Origin of the sequence: Sphingorhabdus sp. (genome assembly GCF_035329025.1) — a bacterium.
GTDB lineage: Bacteria > Pseudomonadota > Alphaproteobacteria > Sphingomonadales > Sphingomonadaceae > Sphingorhabdus_B.
The window spans coordinates 1-17,386 of record NZ_DAOLHN010000002.1 but is presented as its reverse complement, the minus strand read 5'-3'; the positions used below and the strand labels follow the sequence as shown (position 1 = coordinate 17,386).

The following is a 17,386-nucleotide window of genomic DNA, read 5'->3' as shown; positions in this document are numbered from 1 at the left end:
TTCAGCCTCCGACCTGCCGGATCCAGTCGGTCAGATTATAATAAACCGATACCCGCGAAATGAGGCCATCACGCACTTCAAAAAAGGTGCCTGCGGGCAATTCATAGGTCTGTCCTGCCGCTTCGGGCAGGCCTTCATCGGTCGCCAGATATTCGCCATGCACGATGAATTCTGCGGAACCACGGCTGCCATCTTCATTCGCCATCATTGCGATGTCGGTGAGACGTTCCTTGTAACACCGGTCCATATGCGCGAGGAAAGCGCGGAACGCCTCCTTGCCCGACTGCCGGTCGCCCTGATTGATGTCATGCGCGACATCGTCGGTCAGGCAGGCCAGCATGCCTTCGCCATTGCCAGCGTTGAATGCCTCATAATAACGCGACAGCAGCGCCAGCGTATCGGCGCGGCTCATGCGACCTTCCGCACGAACACCGTGCCCGCCGAATAGCCCGCGCCGAACGAACAGATCAGCCCGGTATCGCCGGCCTTCAGGTCTTCACTGTGCTTGTGGAAGGCGATAATCGAGCCCGCGCTGGAGGTGTTGGCATAGGTGTCGAGCACGGTCGGGCTCTCATCCTCATTTGCCTCATGCCCCAGCACGCGCTGCGAAATCAGGCGGTTCATCCCCTGATTGGCCTGATGCAGCCACAGGCGGCGCAGATTGCTGCCTTCAAGGCCGAGATGCGTGGCATGATCGACGATCATCTGCGCGACCATCGGCACCACTTCCTTGAAGACCTTGCGGCCTTCCTGCACGAACAGCTTGTCGGTCTTGGGCCCGCTCTGATCGACCGGCCCCTTGCCTTCAGCCCGATTGAGGAAGCCGAAATTGTTGCGGATATTGTTGCTATACTGGGTCTTCAACCGCGTACCGAGAATTTCCCAATGCTGTGCAGGGGCCAGATCCTTGGACTCGACAAGGATCGCGGTCGCCACATCGCCGAAGATGAAATGGCTGTCGCGATCGCGCCAGTTCAAATGGCCCGAAGTGATTTCGGGGTTCACCACCAGCACCGAACGCGCATTGCCCGAACGGATATAGTCAGCCGCAGTCTGGATGCCGAAAGTGGCCGAGGAGCAGGCGACATTCATGTCAAAGCCAAAGCCGCGCTCCATGCCCAGTTCGTGCTGGATTTCCACCGCCATCGCCGGATAGGCGCGCTGCATGTTTGATGCGGCGCAAAGCACAGCATCGACATCGGCTATGTCGCGTCCGGCCTTGGCCAGCGCGTCGCGGCACGCGGCAACGCCGATTTCGGCCATCAGCGAAATCTGGTCATTGGGCCGCTCTGCATAGCGCGGTTCCATGATTTCGGGATCGATAATCGCGCTCTTGTCGATCACATGGCGCGATTTGATGCCGCTCGCTTTTTCGACAAATTCGACCGAGCTGTGCACCAGCTGCTCGGCATCTGGGTTGCGTGCATTATACAGATCAACATAGGCATTGAAGCTCGCGACCAGTTCCTCGTTCGAGATGGTATCGCTGGGGGTGTAAAGCCCGGTCGCCGAAATGACCGGAGTGTAGGCGTCTGACATGGCAATCCCGCTTATATTGTTGTGATGTCAGCGGACTAGCGCCACCCAATACGGGAAACAAGCTAATTGCTTTTGATTGGCCGCGCGTTCAAAGTCATGCAGGAGAGGGGACCATAAAAATATGGCATTGGAGACGCGCAAACCCAGCCTGCTGTCGCGAGCTGTCCGGGCATTGCTGATGTGGTTTTACCGTCGACAGGGCTGGACTGCGGTGGGCTCGATACCCGAACCGCGCCGCTTCATCATCATCGCCGCGCCGCACACATCAAACTGGGATTTTGTCTATTATATCGGACTCACCCAGACCCTTGGCATTACCCCGCATTTCATGGCGAAAACCGGGCTTTTCCGCTGGCCGATGCGCAATTTCATGCTCGATATGGGCGGGGTTCCGGTCGATCGCAAAAAGGGCGGCAATTATGTGCAGGCGATGATTGACGAATTCGCCAAGCATAAGGAATTCATGCTCACCATCGCGCCCGAAGGCACACGCGGCGCGGTGCGCAAATGGAAAACAGGCTTCTACCATATCGCCATGGGCGCAAAGGTGCCCATGGTCGTGGGAATGATGGATTATGGCAAGAAAACCGGCGGACTTGGCCCGATGATCTGGCCAACCGGCGATTATGAAGCGGATATGGCGAAGGTGGCAGAGGTTTATGCCAAGGTAACGCCGAAACATCCGTCAAAACAAATGGCGAGCATTACCGGGGAGAGCGAAACATGAGCGGTGCGTTGACCATGCTGGCGATCAACCTTGGGGCGTTGATGATCGCAATCCTTTTGCTCTGGGCCTATTCGGTCAAAATCCGCGATGTATCGTTCATCGATGCATTTTGGGCATTTGGCATGGTCATCCTTGCCTGGGCGAGCTGGTTCCAGATCGACGGCAATGGCCGCCGCGCCGATGTGTTGCTGGCACTCACAACGATATGGGGTGTGCGCCTTGCCGCCCATCTGGTCACACGCTGGCGGCGTGAAGGCGAAGATCCACGCTACAAAAAGATTATCGGCCATGCGATGGAAACCAAGGGCTGGAGCTGGGCCAAGACCGCGCTCCTCATGGTTTTCCTGACGCAGGCTCCCCTGCTCTTCATCACCTCATTGCCCGCGCAGCTCGGCATATGGGCCAGCGAGGGCGGACGCTGGGTGATGGGGCCGGTTGCCTGGGTCGGCGTGGCGGTCGCGATGATCGGCATCGTCTTCGAAACCGTTGGCGATGCGCAGTTGAAGGCCTTCCGCCACAATCCGGCAAACAAGGGCAAGGTGCTCGACACCGGCCTGTGGCGTTATACCCGCCACCCCAATTATTTCGGCGATGCCTGCACCTGGTGGGGTATCTGGCTGGTGGCGGCGGAAACCGGCCCTGCTGGCTGGGTGAGCATCATCGGCCCGATCTTCCTGACCTTCACACTGACCAAATGGTCGGGCAAGCCGTTGCTCGAACGCAGCCTGAAAAAGAACCGCCCCGAATATGCCGCCTATATCGAGCGCACCTCGGGCTTCTTCCCCTGGCCGCCGAAGAAATAGCTCCTATGCGGAGCTATTTCACCAACCACACCTCGCCATAGCCGTTAAAGGCGGGGGCGACCTTGTGCTTCACCTCGCGCCCCGGCGCGAAGGCGAGGTTGGGAAAGCGTTCGAACAGCATCGGCAGCGCAATCTTCGCCTGCGCCTTGCCCAGCCCCGCACCCAGGCAATAATGCGCGCCGCCGCCAAAGGCGAAATGCTGCACGTTCTTGCGCTCGATATCGAATTGCAGCGGATCGGGGTTCATTTCGGGATCGTAATGCACGCCGAACAGCGACATGTGCAGGGTGTCACCCTTTTTGATCGCCTTGTCCGCGACCTGCATATCCTCATGCGCGCTGCGCAGCACCTGTGACACCGGTGGCTCGACGCGCAAAATCTCGTCCATCGCATTGTCGTGCAGGTCGGGCCGCGCGCGGAATTTGGCGAGCTGATCGGGATGCTTGAGCAACTGCACCACACCCGCGCCGAGCATATCGGTGGTGGTCGAATTGCCTGCGATCAGCAACAGGCGGATCAGCAACACGATGTCCTGCGTCGTCAGGCTGTCGCCCTCTTCCTCCGCCTGCGCAAGGCGGGTGATCAGGTCGTCGCTTGGCTGGCTCCGCCGAATATCCACCTCGCGCGCCAGATAGTCGGCGAGCACGGTGGTCGATTCCTCGTACAGTGCGGTCTGCTCTGGCGTGCGGAACGGGTTGAGCGCCTGCATGCAGCCTAATGACCAGCGGCGGAAATCCTTGCGGTCGGCGGGGTTGATACCCAGCAATTCGGCCATCACCGTGGTCGGCAAGGGCGAACCGAACAGTTGGACAAAATCAAACTCGCCCACCGCCGCCTCGATATCGTCGGCAAGTCCCTTCGCGATTTCCTCTATGCGTGGCAGCAGCGCCTCGACCGAGCGTTTGTTGAAGGCCTTCAACACCAGCGTACGTTGCCGCTTATGCTCGGGATCGTCGAGCATCAGGATCGACAATTCCTTGCTGTTATTGCCATAGAGCGTTTTGGAGAAACTGCCTTCATTGGCCTTGCGGGGATCGGCGTTGAGTTCGCGGTTCTTGATCAGTTCCGAAACCTCTTGCCCGCGCGTCAGAAAGTATCGGCCAAGCTGCTGGTCATGATGAACCGGGTCGGCGGCACGCAACCGGTCGAGCGGCACCCACGGCGTTTCGCGATAGGTCGGGTCAAGCGCCGAAAGCTGGTAACCTGTTGGCAGCGGCTGTTCTTCGTCGGACATGAATAGGATTCTCGCTTGTTGTGGGACCACCCGCCGCGACGATACGCAGCCGAGTTGGCATTGCAACCATGCTTACCAATTTTGCCCACAGACAATTTGCCCTGCATCAATGGCAGCGCCCAAAATTTCACTATACTGGTCAAATGTTGGCACAACTCGCAATATCGACACTTATGGGGATCATCACCGTCGTCATTCACGGACTCGGCCTCAACTTGCTTACACGCATGGTGCGCAAGGAATTCCACGAGGAAAAGGTGCACCACATCTCTTCGCTGTCGGCACGCAGCATGTTCTTCATCGTCGGCCTCGTGCTGGGACTTTTCCTTCTGCACGGGTTCGAAATCTGGCTCTATGCCTTCCTCTTTATCGGCCTAGGAGCAATCAAGCCGCTTGAGACAGCCGTCTATTTTTCAACGATCAGCTATGCGGGAATCGGTTATGACGACCGCTATATCGAGCCTGCCTGGCGGCTGGTTTCAGCGATCGAAGGAATAAACGGGTTGCTGTTGCTCGGTTGGTCTACGGCTTTCTTTTTCACACTCGTCACCCGATTGGGGCGATGATCACCGCACTGGCATTTCCCGCGTCAGCGCCGCCATGGCGCGATACAGCGCAATCATCTCGGCAAAATCGAATGCCTGCTTCACCGGTTGGTCGTTCGCCAGCCTTGCTTCTATCTCGATCGGCACCGGGCCTTTCTGTTGCAGCAAGGCATCGGTGAAAGTCTTGCCCTCGAGGATCGCGGTCCAGGCGCTGACATCGTCCCGGTCAGACAGAGACTGGTTGACCCAGTCGACCGTCACCGGCGCATTCTCTCCGGCGCGGAAGTGCAAGGGTGCTAATGGCCTGCCTTTATGCTCGGGCCAGTCGTAGGAACTTACCGAAAGGCCAAGCTGATATTCCTCATTCTGGTTCTGCAACACCAGCATGCTTGCGCCTTTGGGGCCGAACCCGGTGGTGCACTGGACGACTGCAGCCGCGCCGCTGAGATAGCAGCGGATCTCCCCCTTGCGTGTGGGGTAAGTGGCTGCCGGTGTTGCGCCTGACAATGAAAAGATAATCGTATCACCTTGATAGAGCGCGCGAATCTTCTCACCGTCCAGCAGGAAATCTTCGACCAGCGCGATACCAATCGCCTTGCCAAAGCCGTCGAGCGTCCTTGCACAGCGAAGCCGCCCACGAAATTGCGGCATCGTGACCGTCGAGGGCATCAACTCTTCGCGCACATAGCCCAGTTCACCAGCGCGCTTCGCCATTTCGGCGGGCAGCGCATCGGTGACGCTGCACGTCGGCACCGTCCCGCGATCGGCAACCTCAAGTTCGGGATTGGCCATTGCGGGCGCAGCACCGAACAAGGATGTCGCAACAAACGTAAAGCCAATCATGGCGGAAATTTTCATACCCTGCCGTTAGCCACCGCTGTCATGCACGGCAAGCTTGCAAATCGTGCAGCCGGGGCGCACAGCGCGCGCAAGAAAGGCGGGAAAATGTCCGACGAAGATTATGTCTATGATGAGGAAAGCGGCGAATGGCTGCCCGCGTCCGAACTTGCGGCCAAACAGGCTGCCGCGAACACTGTCGAAGTACGTGATGCCGTGGGCAACATATTGCAGGATGGCGATCAGGTAACGCTGATCAAGGATCTGACCGTCAAGGGTGCGGGGCAGACGCTGAAGCAGGGCACGCTGATCAAATCGATCCGGCTGACGGGCGATGCGCAGGAAATCGACTGCAAATTTGAAGGCATCAAAGGTCTGGTGCTGCGCGCCGAATTTGTGCGGAAACGCTGATGCGGCGCTTGGCCATAATCGCAGCGCTTGCACTTTCAGCCTGCGCGACCACCCCGCCCGCCAATCCGCAAGACGCCTTTTGGGCGAATCTGAGCGCGCATTGCGGAATGGCGTTTCCGGGCAAGCTCGCCAGTGACGAAGACACCGATGCAGATTTCAAAGACCGCCCGATGATGATGCACATCCGCAGTTGCACCGACAGCGAAATCCGCATCCCCTTCCATGTCGGGCCCAAGGAGGCTGACGGCAAATGGGATCGTTCGCGCACCTGGGTGATTACACGCACCACAACCGGCCTGCGGCTAAAACATGACCACCGGCATGAGGATGGCAGCGAGGACAGGCTGACCCAATATGGCGGCGATACGGCAAACGCGGGCACGGCGACCGCACAAGCCTTTCCCGTCGATGCCGAGAGCATAGCGTTGTTCCGTCGCGAGGGCCGCGACGTATCGGTGACCAATGTCTGGGAGGTCGAGATCAGCGACAAGGGTGCGGCCAATCCCGGCTTTGCCTATGTGCTGCGCCGCACCGGTGAAAATGCCCGCTTTTTCCGTGTGGAGTTTGATCTGACCACAACTGTTGTCGCGCCGCCGCCTTGGGGCGGCTAGGCCATTCCCACAAGTTTTAGCAACGCGTCGGTGAATGCCATCCAGCCCGGTGAATCCCAGATCAGCGGCTTGATGATGCGGTGTGCGGCAACCAGCAACAGCCCGCCCCACAGCGTAATTTTGTGCAGCCGCCCCAAACTGCGCCAGTCGTAAACCGCAAGCCCGACAATCATCAGTTCAAGGACGAAGCGCGTCCACCCCACCGGCCAGTCACCGATGACTGGCCATCTTGCAAGCGGCGCGCCCATCATCCCGATTGTCGCTAAAATCATTGCGCGCTTATGAAGCGCCTTGTTCTTGCGTTTCCAGAAACCGATGCCGGCAAGGATAGTAAAGGTCATCATGCTGAAAAAGGGCGTTGCCCAGCCTTTTTTGGGTGGCATGCCGGTTTGCAGCATGTCGGCGAGCCCGCCTGCCCGCAGCAATGCTCCCCAAAGACCTGTCGTCACCACCAGCACGGCAACCGCAAGGCCGAACAAGCCTAGGCGTTTGTGCAGGTTATAGTTCCCACGCCCGATCAGCCAAGGCTGAACTGCAATCAGCGCCATCCATAGAGTGAACACCGGCCCGTGAATGGTATAATAGAACGGCTCACCCGGTCGCGGAATATCAGGAAAGGCTGCACCGAAATACCAAGTCCGCGAAAAACCGATAAAGGCGACGAGGAACAGCATGATTCCCATGCCGGTGAAAAACCACCGTTCCCGCAGGGCTGCGTCTTTAGCTGATATGTTCAAGCCTCTTCTCCCCCGAGTGAGGCGACCCGCATTTTTTTACTGGCTATTCGCAGAACGCCTGCAAAGCAAGACAAGCAGCCCACTTTTTACATCGGCTTGGGCTGCCAAAGTTCAATCTTTCGGCCTTCGGGGTCCATGATGTGGGCGAAACGGCCATTGGCCTCTTCTGGGAAGGTTTTCACTGGCTCCACCCCATGTTCGGCGCAGCGGGCAAGGATACCGTCGAGATCATCGACCATCAGATTGAACATGAATTCCTTGTCCGACGGCGCGAAATAATCGGTATCGGCCTTGAACGGAGAAAAGACCGTTGCCGCCCCGGGATGTGCAGCGGCGGCATCGGGGGTGAAGACCACGCCCCAAGGCTCCACCTTGATGCCCAGCACACGCGCATACCATTCGTTAGTCGCCGCCGGGTCCGCCGATTTGAAGAACAGGCCGCCAAGGCCCAATATTTTTGCCACATCCGCCTCCTTCAACGCGCTTGAAAAGCTATTACCTCGGCCGAAGCCCGTCATGCAAAGCCTATCGCCGCAGCAGAAAGAACAGAAAGCCGATAGTAAACAACGCATCGCCGGACAGGATTGCGCCCGTCCCCGGAGCTGACGTCCCGCCGAGTACATCGGGCAGCAACAGCGCTACGATCCCCGCCTTGCCCACTATCCCCGCCCACAGCATGGGTCCAAAGCGCCCCGGATCACGGCCGACCATCGCATAGACTATACCGAAACAGATCACGAGCAGGCCGACAATCCGGTCATTCACCGCCGCCGCACTATTCGCCAGCCCTGCTCCGCCAATCACGATATTATAGGCCGCCGCCGCATAAAAGAACCAGCGCCAGCGCTTTTTAACCCCTTCGTCCAACTCCATCATCCCACCCCCTTCAAACATGTATCTACCTGCAAATAGCGCAGGGTAAAGCGCGCGGTACATTGCAGGAGCGCTTTTCATGCCCGTTCTGCGCCGAAAGGGTGTAAGGCGCCGCCAGCGCTCCGAACGCCTTGGGTCAGTCGCATAGAGGAACCAGCCTTGGAAACCCGACTGATCATTGCCTATTCGCTGATCGCGTTGATGGCCGTGCTGGCCATAATCGGCGGTATCGCCATCCGCCGTAACTACGCCCGCAAACAGCGCCGCGACGAAGGCCGGAGCAATTATTGAGCTAGCCGCTCAATAGCGCTCCCCCCCCCCCCTCAACCAAATTCAAACCTGCCCGGCAAACCGCTCTCGATCCGCGCCTTGTCGCGGTGGAACCAGCGTCCCGCGAGGAAGAAGGCAGGCAGCGCCAAGAGCGAGGCGACCGACATAGTCATCGCTGCATGGGTATAAGGCTCCAGACTGCCCGCCGTGCGGAACATGTCAATCAACCAGCCGGTGCCGGTAATGCCAAGGCCAAGGCCCACGACATTCAGGCACAATATGTTGAACGCGATCACCGTGGCACGGGCGTTGGGTGGAGAGAGTTCCTGGATTGTCGAGATGGACGGGCCATAAAAGGCGCAGAGGATGAAGATACCCAGCCCGATCCCCGGCACGAACAGCGCCGAATCCGCTGGCAATATGCGGAAGATCACCGAAAAAGGCCCGACAATCAGGAACATCCAGAAGAGCAACATCGCGCGGCCCGATTTCCGGTATTTATACCACCAATCCCCCGCGAAACCGCCAAACAGCGTTCCGGCGATCCCGGCAACCACTGTGATATAGCCGGTCAGCTTGGCGATTTCGGCGCGTTCGAACCCGCGTTCCTCGACAAACCAAATCTGGTCAAACGCCGCCGCGCCCACTGCAAAGTGCAGCGCAACCCCGCCACCGATCATCATGCACAATGCCGGCGATTGTTTCAGTGCAGCGCCGAGCAGCCGCATATGCCCGCGCAGGCCGGGCCCATGTTCATGGTGATGCACGTTCGGCACGCGCGGGTCGCGGACAAACAACATAAACACTGCAAACAGCATCCCCGCTCCGCCCAGCAGGTAGAAGCAATTGCGCCAACCAATTGTCGGCCCCAGATAGCCTGCGACCAGCAGGCTGAGCCCCGCCCCCACGGGTACGCCCAGATAATAAAGCGCCGCCGCCATCCCGAGTTGCGAAGGGCGGAACCGGTCCGCCAGCAGCGAGGTCGCCGCAGGCGTCAGCGCCGATTCCCCGACGCCGATCAGCGCGCGCGGTATCGCCATCGAAACGAAACCCTTCGCCGCCCCGCTCGCCGCGGTCAGCAAGCTCCAGACCGCAATCGCGGCCGCGATCAGCTTTCCCCGATGCATCCGGTCGGCCAATATCCCCATGAACAGTCCGGCAACCGCGTAAAAGATGATAAAGAACAGCCCCGTCAGCAGGCCATATTGGGTGTCGGTCAGCCCGAGCTCCGGCTTTATGAAATTCGCAAAGCTGGGGAGCAACTGCCGGTCGACAAAATTCAGGACATTGATGATGGTGAGCAGCACGAGCAGCCCCCATCGGGACGCCGAATCCTGAACTTTATCCTGCTCCGCAGAACTTAAACCATTGGCGGACATCGGCTCTCTCTCCTCATCCCGTCCGGCCACCATGGGTGAGCGGACGAGCGATGCCAAGAGATATATGCGGCCTGCCGTCTTGTTTTATGTCTCCGTCGTTCCCCGGCTAACTGCACATCCGGCTGCGTTCGCTTTCCCAATAATGGCGTTCTTCGAGCAAGGCGTTGTGCTGATCCACGGCCGCGCGATGGCCTTCGTCATTCTCAATCCGGTACGCATAATCGGCCAGCTTTTCAGACAGAATCTGCGCCTCCTTCAGATCAGAGATCAGCCCGTCCAAAAGCGCGCAGCCCCGCGCAAAATCCCTTTCGGTTTTCATGTCCGTCTTGGCTTCGTTAACGCGATCAATCGCTTTGTTAAAATCGCGGATGGTGCTGTTGTACTGGAACACATAAAAATCGCGTCCCTGCGCCGCCGCCATCTGGGGTAAGGCCAATGCTAAGCAGATCAGCAGCGACAAAATGTAACGGCGCATGGCGGGAAGCTCCTTCGGAACACGGATTGATGACATCCCATAACTTTCCCGGACGGCAAAAAATTGGAAAAATCGCGCAAACTGCCACAGAGAACGGCCCCGATAACGGCCGATTTTCTGGCCCGAAAAGCGCCAAGACGCTTGCAAATGACCTGATGCATTCGCGCGATTGACAGGATTAGTGATATAATACACTATTACAGATAGCCGCACCCGTTTCCGGTGCATGGGGGAATAGCATGCAGACGATCAACGACACCCAATTGCCGCCCGTCGCCACATGGCGGATCAACGCGATGCGTTTCCTGTTCCTTCTGATGGCCGGGATTATGGGGGCGATGTTCGTCTGGCCGCAATTGCTGTTCGAAAGTGCCGACTGGGATGTGATGCGCGGCCTCGCGAAATCGATGCTGGCGGCGCTCGCGCTGATGAGCCTGCTCGGCGTGCGCTATCCGCTGCAGATGCTGCCGCTGATGCTCTATGAAATCGCGTGGAAGACGATCTGGATCGTCCTGATCGCGGGCCGCGCCTGGATGGCGGACAAATGGACGCCCGATATAGAGGGGTTATTCTACGACTGCATCGGCATCATCATCGCCTATTTCATCGTGCCCTGGCGCTATGTCTGGGCGCGCTATTTCGCCCAGCCGATGGAGCCGTTGCGGCAGAAAGCCTAGCTATTTCGCCAGCCGTTCCCGGTTGCGGCGCACGCGGCGCGAATAGTGGGCGATGCTGCCGCTAAGGATCTGGTCGGGGCTGGTGCCGAGCTTTCCGGTCATCAAGTCAAAGCCCAGCGCCATGTTCGCTGCGACCTTTTCCGAAACCATCCGCTCCGCCTCTTTCACCGCCGCCGGTCCGCCAAAGGCCAGCGCACCCAGCCGCATCGCGATCACCATATTGGACTCAGCGGCGAGCGCCCATGCATCCATCGCAATGGTGAAAGGGTTGGGGCGTTTGCGGATGGGGGATTTTGCAGGACTGGTCATATCGCCTTGTCCTACCCCGTTGGGAGAGAATGTCACGCGGGGATTGGGTGCAACAATCCAACTATTGACCATTTGTCGGCCATTTTACACAATAGCGCCTTATGCCGCCCGAATTACTTGCTCTTATTGATCGACCCTTGATCCTTCTCGTCGTGCTGGCGGTGGGGGCGGCGCTGGGTATCGGGGTGGAGCGGCTGGTCGAAGGGCAAAAGCGGGCAGAGCGGCGTGCCTATTGGCAGGGGCGCAATGCGGGTAAAAAGGGCGGCAAGGTTGTGCCGCTTGGCAAGGTCGTGCCCGTCGAGACAGCCAAAGCCAATGGCAGCGCCACCGATCAACTCGCCTGCGTAATGGCTGCAGATTTCAGCGCGCGCGCCCTTCTAAACCGGCCAGAGGCCAATCTTTTCAAGGCGCTCGACGCCGCTGTCATCGCGCGCAACCCCGGCTGGCAAGTTATGGCGCAGGTATCCTTGGGCGAGTTTTTGTCGAGCCCCGACAAGGATGCCTATTGGGCGATCAATGCAAAGCGCGTCGATTTCGCACTGATGGACCCTGATGCGCGCGTCGTCCACGCTATCGAATATCAGGGCAGCGGCCACCACCAAGGCACGGCGGCGGCAAGGGATGCGGTGAAAAAGGAAGCGCTGCGCAAGGCGGGGATTGGCTATCATGAAGTGGTCGCCGGGCACACCACGGCGGGCGAGTTGAAGCGGTTGGTGGAGAAATTGGTGCCGGAGAGTTAATTGCTCTATGGCCTCAAATGGAAATGACCTCCGACAGTCCCGATCCCTCGCCGCGCATCCCGACGCCCCGCATCCTTGTCGATGCCGATGCGTGCCCGGTGAAGGAGGAGATTTACAAGGTTGCCTGGCGCCGCAATGTGGCCGTCGTGCTGGTCAGCAATGCGCGCTTTCGCATGCCCGACCATCCGCTGATTACGCGGCAGATCGTATCGGACAGCTTCGACGCCGCCGATGACTGGATTGCGGAGCAAGCCGGGCCACGCAGCGTCGTGATCACCGCCGACATTTTGCTCGCGGACCGGTGCCTCAAAGCCGGAGCAGTCGTCATCGGCCATAACGGCAAGCCGTTCACCACCTCCTCCATCGGCAGCGCCATCGCCACCCGCGCCATCATGGCCGACCTGCGCGCCGGTATGGACGGGATTGGGGGCGGGCCAGCGCCGTTTGCGAAGGCCGACCGGTCAAGGTTTTTGCAGGCGTTGGATGAGGCTTTGGTTAGGTTGGGGTGAGGCGGTTAAGGGCTGATCTTTATTAAACGCTGCCATGCCCCGCTAAGTACGGCCAACCTTTAATTAGCGGGCACCTCTCATTCTAATTAAAGGCTACCCTTGACTAAATGAGAAAACTCCCGATAAGTTAAGTCAGGCTTTAATTAGAGGCAGAAATGACGACGCAATTCAGGGCTGGCCGATATGTCAAACAGCCAAACCACTATTCGGCTTTCATGCCGGAGCCGCTGCCGCCCTTGCCGCCGATCGATATTGACGGCGCAATGCAGACTATGTTGTCAAAAGCGGATCGTGCGCTTGGGCGGCTAGATGGATCGATCCAAACATTGCCCGACCCCGACATGTTCGTTTTCATGTATGTCCGCAAGGAAGCCGTTCTTTCCAGCCAGATCGAAGGAACGCAATCGTCGCTCAACGATCTGTTGGAAGCGGAGGCCGCCATACACGACGCGGACCGGCCCAGCGATGTCAGCGAGGTGCTGAACTATGTGCGCGCCATGAATTATGGTCTGCAGCGGTTGGCGGAATTGCCAATTTCCGTTCGGCTTATCCGTGAAATTCATGAGCGACTGATGCATGGCGTACGGGGGAATCATGCTAACCCGGGCGAATTGCGCACCAGCCAAAATTGGATCGGACCCGGCGGATCGACACTAAACGATGCCATCTTCGTTCCGCCACCGCCCCACGAAGTCGGACGGCTGCTCTCCGACCTCGAGAAATTCGTTCATACCGAAAGCGATATTCCAGCACTCATCAAGATCGGGCTGATCCATGCGCAGTTCGAAACCATTCACCCTTTTCTCGACGGCAATGGCCGTGTTGGGCGGCTGCTGATCGCCTTTTATCTGTGCCAAAAAGAAATATTGCTGAAACCGGTGCTGTACCTATCGCACTGGTTCAAACTGCATCGGGCCCGTTATTACGAGCTGCTGCAGAACATTCGTGACAAAGGCGAGTGGGAGGAATGGATCAAATTCTTTCTTGAAGGCGTGGCTTCGGTCAGTCTGGAGGCAACCGAGACAGCGCGCAATATCGTCGCCATGCGGGAGGAGCATCGGAGGAATATCACCGATCGCTTTGGACGTTCTGCTGGCAATGGATTACGCGTGCTGGAAAGCCTCTACACGCATCCATTCATCGACAATCGAAATGTGATGGAAAAACTGGGCGTTTCATTCCCCGCAGCGGCCGACCTGATCGACCGTTTTGTCGAGGCTGAACTATTGGTCGAGATTACGGGGCAGGCCCGGTATCGCGTGTATCAGTATTTTCCGTATGTGCGGCTGTTTTCGGATGTGGGGCGGTGAGTTCAATGAAAACCCCTTCACTCTCTGAAAATGAAAAGCGAATTGCGAAGAAGCTTCTAGGTGATGGAGAGACCTATCAAGATGTTCAGCAGCTTATCAATACCGGGCGTAGTCCGTCCGTAAACCCTGGGCGATTTGCAGGGTGGAAGACCTAGCCCATTGAGGCAGCAACTGATGATGAAATTGCCAGATTCAGATACGAAAAATCGCTGGTAGATCTAAAGAGCGGCCTTTCACCTATTGATGATGAACGTCTTTACCGTTCACGAGAAGCGATGCTGGCGGCTGTAGAAAATTTCAATAGCCCGACGAAACTGTTCAAGATACAGATTTTTCCAGTTCTTAGTCAAATCGCTTGGACATACCTTCTGCACGAATACTATGAACGGAAGGGCGTGGAAAACGTCAATGAAGATGGCAACTCGCTATTACTTAGCCAAATGCTTAACCGAGACGATTGCCCTTTAGGTGAGGACGTAAAAAAGAACTTGAGTGCACTGAAAATTCTCAGAGACAATGTTGAGCATAAACTCTTATCGTCCATTGGGCGGACTTATTGGACTTTGTTTCAAGCAAACTGCTTAAATTTTGATCAGACAATTCGCAAGCTCTTTGGAGAAAGAACCGGATTGCAGGACAGCCTTTCTCTGTCCCTCCAGTTCGGCAAAATGCAAGTAGACCAACTGGCAAAGCTACAAACATACGATCTGACCCCAGCCATTGAAGCCATCGATCAAGCAATCATAGATCAGGTTGGTATCAGTGGTAAGGAAGGTCCGAGTTACAAATTCAAAGTTAGCTATCACTTTGAAAAGGCGACAAAGGGCGATTCGCACATTGTATTTAACAACAATAACCCTGATACTGGAAAAGTTTCCAATATTCTGATGCAAAAAGTCGTCGGTGACGAACTGTGGCCTCATAAACCAACGACAGTGATTGCGAAGGTGCGGGAGCAAACAGGTGAAAACTTTACCTCACACCACCACCAGCTGGCATGGAAGAAGTTCGGAGCACGCCCCCGTAAGGGCGCGAAGAACCCTTCAGACTGCAAGAAGGACTATTGTCATTTCCATTCAGCTCACAATGACTACACATATTCTGATAAATGGGTCGAATTTTTGGTCGGAGTGGTATCGAACCCGGAAGAATTTGAAGCACTGAAAGCATTCGTCCCAACAAAATGAGAGTTCACTTTGTTTATGAATCAGGCTCCCGATCACCAATGCTCAAGTATAGCTCGCGCCTAGTGTTGTAAAAGACCTTGTTCATTTGGCGTCCCCAACACCCCCCAAACACCGCAGCAAGCTCGGTCAAACTCCCCGCCTCATAATCCCATGGCTGCTGATATTGCAGGTCGGGCGCCGGGGCGCCGCCATATTCCAGCGGGCGGTGGATGAAGGCGGTTTGCAGGCCGGCGGCGCGCGCGGCGAACAGATCGCCATGGTGGGCGGCGACGAGGCATAGCTCGCCGGGGGCGATATCAAGCGCTTGTGCGGTGCGCTGATAGGCGGCGGGTGCGGGCTTATAGGCTTGCGCAACCTCCGCCCCCAAAATCGCATCCCAGGGCAGGCCCGCGTGCCGCGCCATATTTACGAGCAGCGCGATATGGCCGTTGGAGCAGGTGACAAGCGGGAAAAGCCGTTTCAGCCGGGTCAGCCCCTCAACGCTATCGGGCCAGGGCTCCAGCCGGTGCCAGCCCATCACCAGCGCGTGGCGATCGGCCTCCGCCAGATCGAGACCGGTATCGGCGAGCAGCGCGTCGAGCATTTCGCGGTGCAGGATATCGAGCTTCACAAAGCCGCGCCCCGTCTGCCCGAAATCGCGCATGCCGATCAGGTAGCGCATCCGCCAATCATCGGTGAAGGCAAAGGCATCGATATCGGGATGGCCCGCCGCGCCGAGCACCCGCCCCACCAAGGCCGCGATGCTCGTCCGCCAATCGACGACCGTGCCGAAAACATCAAAGGCCAGTGCCTTGGGCGGGGTGCGTACGGTCATGGTTTCAACCCTCAATCATGCTCGTGATCGCCTTGCCCCATATAGAGCTCGCGCCCGGTGGCGTCATAGACCTTGCTCCTCTCGGCCATACCTGCCTCGGCATCCTCTGCCGCGACAAGCATCACCAGACCTTAATGGTCGGTTCAAATCCGCCATGCTTGTCACTATGGCTAGCCTTCATCACTATTCGACTAGGGACAAAACTGTTGCCCTTATACTCTGGTTCGACGGTAAGCTTGTTGATCAGGTCGTCTTCGACATATTTGATCAGAGTTTCAGTGATGAGAGCCTTAGCGTCGGCAGCAGCCTTCGGGACGAAAACTACATTGGCAGGAATATCTTCTCCGCCAAACTCCTCGGGGAACAGCAGTATTTTTACCAACTCGCCCTTGGCTTCAAGCCGTTTGGCATCCTCAACCAATGTCACGTCGCTGAAATCAAGTTTCACCTTGGCCTCCGCCTGAATAGGTTGAAGTGGCATTGCAGCAAATCCGCAAGCGAGCAACATTGCGCAAAGTGCCCTGCGATCAATCATGCTCCCGATCGCCCTGCCCCATATAGAGCTCGCGCCCGGTGGCGTCATAGACCTTGCTCATCTCCGCCATGCCTGCCTCGGCCTCTTCCGCCGCGACAAAGCCATCGGCTGGCTGGTTCTGCAACCGCGCAAACTCCCGCACTTCCTGGCTGATCTTCATCGAGCAGAATTTCGGCCCGCACATGCTGCAGAAATGCGCGGTCTTGGCGCCTTCTGCGGGCAGTGTCTGGTCATGATATTGCTCCGCCGTATCGGGGTCGAGGCTGAGGTTGAACTGGTCGCGCCAACGGAATTCGAAGCGCGCCTTGCTGAGCGCATCGTCGCGCACCTTCGCCGCCGGGTGGCCCTTGGCCAAGTCCGCCGCATGCGCCGCCAGCTTATAGGTGACCACGCCGACCTTCACATCGTCGCGGTCGGGCAGGCCCAGATGCTCCTTCGGCGTGACGTAGCAAAGCATGGCCGTGCCGTACCAGCCGATCATAGCCGCGCCGATACCGCTGGTGATATGGTCATATCCGGGCGCGATGTCGGTCGTCAGCGGCCCGAGCGTGTAGAAGGGCGCCTCGCCGCACGCCTCCAGCTGCTTGTCCATATTCTCCTTGATCTTGTGCATCGGCACATGGCCGGGTCCTTCGATCATCACCTGCACATCCTGTTCCCAGGCGCGCTTGGTCAGCTCGCCCAGCGTGTACAGCTCGGCAAATTGCGCCTCGTCATTGGCATCGGCGATGGAGCCGGGGCGCAGGCCGTCGCCAAGGCTGTAGGCAACGTCATAGGCCTTCATGATCTCGGTAATCTCGTCAAAGCGTTCGTAGAGGAAGCTTTCCTTGTGATGCGCGAGGCACCATTTCGCCATGATGCTGC

General features: G+C 57.8%; 24 protein-coding genes. 11 read left to right on the top strand and 13 right to left on the bottom strand.

Features of this window, described 5'->3' with window-relative positions; genetic code table 11:
* Position 1: 1 nt before the first annotated feature.
* Together PKC81_RS00610 and PKC81_RS00605 are read right to left on the bottom strand one after the other, a co-directional pair.
* Positions 2–412, bottom strand: coding sequence for a ketosteroid isomerase-related protein (locus tag PKC81_RS00610; protein WP_324332671.1), 411 nt, complete (start codon positions 410–412; stop codon positions 2–4).
* Positions 409–1,539: a beta-ketoacyl-ACP synthase III gene (locus tag PKC81_RS00605; RefSeq protein ID WP_324332670.1), complete on the bottom strand. Its 1,131-nt coding sequence runs from the start codon at positions 1,537–1,539 to the stop codon at positions 409–411. The genes PKC81_RS00610 and PKC81_RS00605 overlap by 4 nt, the downstream gene beginning before the upstream one ends.
* Positions 1,540–1,660: 121 nt before the next feature.
* On the opposite strand from PKC81_RS00605, the gene PKC81_RS00600 reads away from it, so the two are divergent.
* Positions 1,661–2,266, top strand: coding sequence for a lysophospholipid acyltransferase family protein (locus tag PKC81_RS00600; RefSeq protein ID WP_324332669.1), 606 nt, complete (start codon positions 1,661–1,663; stop codon positions 2,264–2,266).
* A complete protein-coding gene (locus PKC81_RS00595) occupies positions 2,263–3,069 on the top strand; it encodes a DUF1295 domain-containing protein (protein ID WP_324332668.1) in 807 nt (268 codons plus the stop codon). Before PKC81_RS00600 ends, PKC81_RS00595 begins: the two co-directional genes overlap by 4 nt.
* A 13-nt stretch (positions 3,070–3,082) precedes the next feature.
* Here PKC81_RS00595 and PKC81_RS00590 read toward each other — a convergent pair whose 3' ends face one another.
* Positions 3,083–4,303 carry a cytochrome P450 gene (locus tag PKC81_RS00590; protein ID WP_324332667.1) on the bottom strand — a complete coding sequence of 407 codons (1,221 nt, stop codon included), beginning with the start codon at positions 4,301–4,303 and terminating at the stop codon, positions 3,083–3,085.
* Between the two features lie 143 nt (positions 4,304–4,446).
* Here PKC81_RS00590 and PKC81_RS00585 point away from each other — a divergent pair, with 143 nt between their 5' ends.
* Positions 4,447–4,869, top strand: a complete 423-nt coding sequence (locus tag PKC81_RS00585) for an ion channel (RefSeq protein WP_324332666.1) — start codon at positions 4,447–4,449, stop codon at positions 4,867–4,869.
* Here PKC81_RS00585 and PKC81_RS00580 read toward each other — a convergent pair whose 3' ends face one another.
* Positions 4,870–5,706 carry a hypothetical protein gene (locus PKC81_RS00580; RefSeq protein WP_324332664.1) on the bottom strand — a complete coding sequence of 279 codons (837 nt, stop codon included), beginning with the start codon at positions 5,704–5,706 and terminating at the stop codon, positions 4,870–4,872.
* 87 nt (positions 5,707–5,793) lie between these two features.
* On the opposite strand from PKC81_RS00580, the gene PKC81_RS00575 reads away from it, so the two are divergent.
* Positions 5,794–6,096: an alkylphosphonate utilization protein gene (locus PKC81_RS00575; protein ID WP_115549522.1), complete on the top strand. Its 303-nt coding sequence runs from the start codon at positions 5,794–5,796 to the stop codon at positions 6,094–6,096.
* Entirely contained in the window at positions 6,096–6,707 is a 612-nt protein-coding gene (locus PKC81_RS00570) for a hypothetical protein (RefSeq protein ID WP_324332663.1), read from the top strand. The genes PKC81_RS00575 and PKC81_RS00570 overlap by 1 nt, the downstream gene beginning before the upstream one ends.
* Here the strand turns inward: PKC81_RS00570 and PKC81_RS00565 are convergent.
* The 3 genes from PKC81_RS00565 to PKC81_RS00555 form a co-directional block, all read right to left on the bottom strand.
* A complete protein-coding gene (locus tag PKC81_RS00565) occupies positions 6,704–7,444 on the bottom strand; it encodes a hypothetical protein (RefSeq protein ID WP_324332662.1) in 741 nt (246 codons plus the stop codon). The genes PKC81_RS00570 and PKC81_RS00565 overlap by 4 nt on opposite strands.
* Before the next feature lie 86 nt (positions 7,445–7,530).
* A complete protein-coding gene (locus PKC81_RS00560) occupies positions 7,531–7,908 on the bottom strand; it encodes a VOC family protein (protein WP_324332661.1) in 378 nt (125 codons plus the stop codon).
* 61 nt (positions 7,909–7,969) lie between these two features.
* Complete coding sequence (locus PKC81_RS00555; protein ID WP_324332660.1) at positions 7,970–8,398, bottom strand: hypothetical protein; 429 nt, start codon at positions 8,396–8,398, stop codon at positions 7,970–7,972.
* A 78-nt stretch (positions 8,399–8,476) separates the two neighbouring features.
* Here PKC81_RS00555 and PKC81_RS00550 point away from each other — a divergent pair, with 78 nt between their 5' ends.
* Positions 8,477–8,608: a hypothetical protein gene (locus PKC81_RS00550; RefSeq protein WP_324332659.1), complete on the top strand. Its 132-nt coding sequence runs from the start codon at positions 8,477–8,479 to the stop codon at positions 8,606–8,608.
* 32 nt (positions 8,609–8,640) lie between these two features.
* On the opposite strand, the gene PKC81_RS00545 is transcribed toward PKC81_RS00550, so the two are convergent.
* Positions 8,641–9,966, bottom strand: a complete 1,326-nt coding sequence (locus PKC81_RS00545; RefSeq protein ID WP_324332657.1) for an MFS transporter — start codon at positions 9,964–9,966, stop codon at positions 8,641–8,643.
* A gap of 106 nt (positions 9,967–10,072) precedes the next feature.
* Positions 10,073–10,669 (bottom strand): hypothetical protein, encoded by a 597-nt coding sequence (locus PKC81_RS00540; protein ID WP_324332655.1) that lies wholly within the window; start codon positions 10,667–10,669, stop codon positions 10,073–10,075.
* Positions 10,670–10,680: 11 nt separating this feature from the next.
* Between PKC81_RS00540 and PKC81_RS00535 the strand changes: the two genes are divergently transcribed.
* Positions 10,681–11,118, top strand: a complete 438-nt coding sequence (locus PKC81_RS00535) for a hypothetical protein (RefSeq protein ID WP_324332654.1) — start codon at positions 10,681–10,683, stop codon at positions 11,116–11,118.
* Here PKC81_RS00535 and PKC81_RS00530 read toward each other — a convergent pair whose 3' ends face one another.
* On the bottom strand, positions 11,119–11,427 hold the full coding sequence (locus PKC81_RS00530; RefSeq protein WP_324332653.1) for a hypothetical protein: 309 nt from the start codon (positions 11,425–11,427) through the stop codon (positions 11,119–11,121).
* A 101-nt stretch (positions 11,428–11,528) separates the two neighbouring features.
* On the opposite strand from PKC81_RS00530, the gene PKC81_RS00525 reads away from it, so the two are divergent.
* The 4 genes from PKC81_RS00525 to PKC81_RS00510 all read left to right on the top strand — a co-directional run bounded on the left by PKC81_RS00525 (position 11,529) and on the right by PKC81_RS00510 (position 15,173).
* Positions 11,529–12,167 (top strand): DUF2726 domain-containing protein, encoded by a 639-nt coding sequence (locus PKC81_RS00525; RefSeq protein WP_324332652.1) that lies wholly within the window; start codon positions 11,529–11,531, stop codon positions 12,165–12,167.
* Positions 12,168–12,190: 23 nt separating this feature from the next.
* Complete coding sequence (locus PKC81_RS00520) at positions 12,191–12,676, top strand: YaiI/YqxD family protein (RefSeq protein ID WP_324332775.1); 486 nt, start codon at positions 12,191–12,193, stop codon at positions 12,674–12,676.
* Positions 12,677–12,831: 155 nt separating this feature from the next.
* Complete coding sequence (locus PKC81_RS00515) at positions 12,832–13,986, top strand: Fic family protein (protein WP_324332651.1); 1,155 nt, start codon at positions 12,832–12,834, stop codon at positions 13,984–13,986.
* A gap of 158 nt (positions 13,987–14,144) precedes the next feature.
* Positions 14,145–15,173 (top strand): DUF3644 domain-containing protein, encoded by a 1,029-nt coding sequence (locus PKC81_RS00510; RefSeq protein ID WP_324332774.1) that lies wholly within the window; start codon positions 14,145–14,147, stop codon positions 15,171–15,173.
* A gap of 13 nt (positions 15,174–15,186) precedes the next feature.
* Here the strand turns inward: PKC81_RS00510 and PKC81_RS00505 are convergent, their stop codons facing one another.
* The 3 genes from PKC81_RS00505 to PKC81_RS00495 form a co-directional block, all read right to left on the bottom strand.
* Positions 15,187–15,987, bottom strand: coding sequence for a haloacid dehalogenase type II (locus PKC81_RS00505; protein ID WP_324332648.1), 801 nt, complete (start codon positions 15,985–15,987; stop codon positions 15,187–15,189).
* Between the two features lie 121 nt (positions 15,988–16,108).
* Positions 16,109–16,468, bottom strand: a complete 360-nt coding sequence (locus PKC81_RS00500; RefSeq protein WP_324332647.1) for a hypothetical protein — start codon at positions 16,466–16,468, stop codon at positions 16,109–16,111.
* A 46-nt stretch (positions 16,469–16,514) separates the two neighbouring features.
* The coding region (locus PKC81_RS00495; protein ID WP_324332646.1) for a phosphomethylpyrimidine synthase ThiC at positions 16,515–17,386 on the bottom strand (872 nt) is incomplete at its 5' end.

Coding starts and splice junctions, on each gene's coding strand:
- PKC81_RS00590 (WP_324332667.1), bottom strand. CDS start 4,303: ATGTCCGACGAAGAACAGCCGCTGCCAACAGGTTACCAGCTTTCGGCG.
- PKC81_RS00500 (WP_324332647.1), bottom strand. CDS start 16,468: ATGCCACTTCAACCTATTCAGGCGGAGGCCAAGGTGAAACTTGATTTC.
- PKC81_RS00545 (WP_324332657.1), bottom strand. CDS start 9,966: ATGTCCGCCAATGGTTTAAGTTCTGCGGAGCAGGATAAAGTTCAGGAT.
- PKC81_RS00525 (WP_324332652.1), top strand. CDS start 11,529: ATGCCGCCCGAATTACTTGCTCTTATTGATCGACCCTTGATCCTTCTC.
- PKC81_RS00535 (WP_324332654.1), top strand. CDS start 10,681: ATGCAGACGATCAACGACACCCAATTGCCGCCCGTCGCCACATGGCGG.
- PKC81_RS00570 (WP_324332663.1), top strand. CDS start 6,096: ATGCGGCGCTTGGCCATAATCGCAGCGCTTGCACTTTCAGCCTGCGCG.
- PKC81_RS00600 (WP_324332669.1), top strand. CDS start 1,661: ATGGCATTGGAGACGCGCAAACCCAGCCTGCTGTCGCGAGCTGTCCGG.
- PKC81_RS00605 (WP_324332670.1), bottom strand. CDS start 1,539: ATGTCAGACGCCTACACTCCGGTCATTTCGGCGACCGGGCTTTACACC.
- PKC81_RS00585 (WP_324332666.1), top strand. CDS start 4,447: ATGTTGGCACAACTCGCAATATCGACACTTATGGGGATCATCACCGTC.
- PKC81_RS00610 (WP_324332671.1), bottom strand. CDS start 412: ATGAGCCGCGCCGATACGCTGGCGCTGCTGTCGCGTTATTATGAGGCA.
- PKC81_RS00595 (WP_324332668.1), top strand. CDS start 2,263: ATGAGCGGTGCGTTGACCATGCTGGCGATCAACCTTGGGGCGTTGATG.
- PKC81_RS00540 (WP_324332655.1), bottom strand. CDS start 10,669: ATGCACCGGAAACGGGTGCGGCTATCTGTAATAGTGTATTATATCACT.
- PKC81_RS00505 (WP_324332648.1), bottom strand. CDS start 15,987: ATGACCGTACGCACCCCGCCCAAGGCACTGGCCTTTGATGTTTTCGGC.
- PKC81_RS00580 (WP_324332664.1), bottom strand. CDS start 5,706: ATGAAAATTTCCGCCATGATTGGCTTTACGTTTGTTGCGACATCCTTG.
- PKC81_RS00520 (WP_324332775.1), top strand. CDS start 12,191: ATGACCTCCGACAGTCCCGATCCCTCGCCGCGCATCCCGACGCCCCGC.
- PKC81_RS00515 (WP_324332651.1), top strand. CDS start 12,832: ATGACGACGCAATTCAGGGCTGGCCGATATGTCAAACAGCCAAACCAC.
- PKC81_RS00530 (WP_324332653.1), bottom strand. CDS start 11,427: ATGACCAGTCCTGCAAAATCCCCCATCCGCAAACGCCCCAACCCTTTC.
- PKC81_RS00575 (WP_115549522.1), top strand. CDS start 5,794: ATGTCCGACGAAGATTATGTCTATGATGAGGAAAGCGGCGAATGGCTG.
- PKC81_RS00555 (WP_324332660.1), bottom strand. CDS start 8,398: ATGAAAAGCGCTCCTGCAATGTACCGCGCGCTTTACCCTGCGCTATTT.